This window comes from Dickeya zeae NCPPB 2538 (assembly GCF_000406165.1).
GTDB lineage: Bacteria > Pseudomonadota > Gammaproteobacteria > Enterobacterales > Enterobacteriaceae > Dickeya > Dickeya zeae.
This window is the reverse complement of the sequence record NZ_CM001977.1, coordinates 4548454-4549648: the sequence shown is the minus strand read 5'-3', so window position 1 is coordinate 4549648 and position 1195 is coordinate 4548454. Positions and strand designations below refer to the sequence as shown.

At 49.5% G+C, this 1195-nt stretch carries 1 protein-coding gene; it reads left to right on the top strand.

Going from position 1 to position 1195, the window contains the following annotated elements; all coding sequences use genetic code 11:
* The first annotated feature begins 67 nt into the window (after positions 1–67).
* Positions 68–1179, top strand: a protein-coding gene (locus DZE2538_RS19980) for an IS3 family transposase (protein ID WP_152486152.1) whose coding sequence is annotated in 2 segments (ribosomal slippage) — positions 68–329 and positions 329–1179 — 1113 coding nt in all. Because the reading frame shifts where the segments join, the coding sequence is not laid out codon by codon here.
* Positions 1180–1195 lie beyond the last annotated feature (16 nt).

Genomic DNA, 1195 nt, shown 5'->3' with positions numbered 1-1195 from the left:
GGTAAACCGAACCATTCACTTTTAGAGATCTTCCGACATACTGATTATGTCCCTTGAGGAGATCGCCATGCGTAAAGCCCGATTCACTGAACACCAGATCATTGCCGTTTTGAAGTCCGTCGAAGCCGGACGTACCGTTAAGGATGTCTGCCGTGAAGCCGGTATTTCTGAAGCCAGCTATTACAACTGGAAAGCGAAGTTTGGCGGTATGGAAGCCTCTGATATCAAAAAGATGAAAGATCTGGAGGACGAAAACCGGCGTCTGAAACAGATGTTTGCCGATCTGAGCCTTGAGAATCGGGCATTAAAAGACGTCATCGAAAAAAAGCTTTAAAACCAGCGATAAAGCGTGAGCTCGTCAGTTATCTGACCGCGCAGTTTACGATGAGCATACGCCAGGCATGCAGGACGTTATCGCTGAGCAGGACGGTATTTCGTTATCAGCCGGATACGCAACGTGATGAGCCGGTGATTATGGCACTGACAGCAGCAGCTGAACGCTATCCGCGATATGGATTTAAAAAGCTTTTTCAGGTGCTTCGCAGGCAGGGCAATATCTGGAACCATAAAAGAGTTCACCGGATTTACTGCCTGCTGAAACTGAATTTTCGCCGTAAGGGAAAGCAACGTCTGCCGGTGCGTAACCCCGCACCGCTGGTGACGCCGGAAGCACTTAACCAGAGCTGGTCGATAGATTTTATGCATGATGCGCTGGTCTGTGGCAGGCGCTTTCGGACCTTTAATGTGGTAGATGACTTTAACCGCGAGGCTCTCGCGATAGAAATCGACCTGAATATCCCGGCGCAGCGGGTGGTCAGAGTACTGGACAGGATCGTGGCAAACCGTGGTTATCCGCTGAAACTGCGGATGGACAATGGCCCGGAGCTAATATCACTGACTCTGGCGCAGTGGGCTGAAGAGCATGGCGTGATGCTGGAATTTATCAAACCGGGAAAACCCACACAAAATGCCTTCATCGAACGTTTTAACCGGACATACCGGACAGAGATACTGGATTTTTATCTGTTCAGAACATTGAATGAAGCACGGGAAATCACAGAGCACTGGCTGACGGAATACAACAGCGAGCGGCCTCATGAATCCCTGAATAACCTGACGCCGGAAGAATACCGGCTGATGACTGAAAAACCGGATATCTCAAAAAGTGCATGGAACTAAAACGGGTGTGCTTACA